This is a genomic window from Acuticoccus kandeliae (assembly GCF_003073115.1).
Genome location: NZ_QBBV01000058.1, coordinates 1 through 434 on the forward strand (window position 1 = coordinate 1; position 434 = coordinate 434).

Annotated in this window: 1 protein-coding gene; it reads left to right on the forward strand. The window is 71.7% G+C overall.

Translation table 11 applies throughout. From position 1 onward, the window contains the following. Positions 1-160: 160 nt before the first annotated feature. Positions 161-434, forward strand: a 274-nt coding sequence (locus DBV35_RS29290) for a GreA/GreB family elongation factor (protein WP_483860590.1), incomplete at its 3' end; no start/stop codon positions are given.

Sequence of the window (434 nt, forward strand, 5' to 3'; positions counted from 1 at the left end):
GATGAGCGGCACGCTCCGTGGTAAGGTGAGCCCCACACGACCCGCAGGCGGGTCGTGTTTTTCCTTACTCGGGGCGTGCCGCTCGGAGCCGCCACCCCCGTGTGCCCGCCGGGCGCCAGGCGTCCCGGCGGCGACACGTCCTGTTTTCCTGGAGGAGTTGATGACGGTGACGGACACCCAGGCCACCTGGCTGACCCAGGACGCCTACGACCGGCTGAAGGCCGAGCTGGACGGGTTGATCGAGAACCGGCCCGTCATCGCCGCGGAGATCAACGCCCGCCGCGAGGAGGGCGACCTGAAGGAGAACGGCGGCTACCACGCGGCGCGCGAGGAGCAGGGCCAGCAGGAGGCCCGGATCCGTCAGCTGCAGGAGCTGCTGCGCACCGCCCAGGTCGGCACCGCGCCGTCCAGCTCCGACGAGGCCTCCCCCGGCA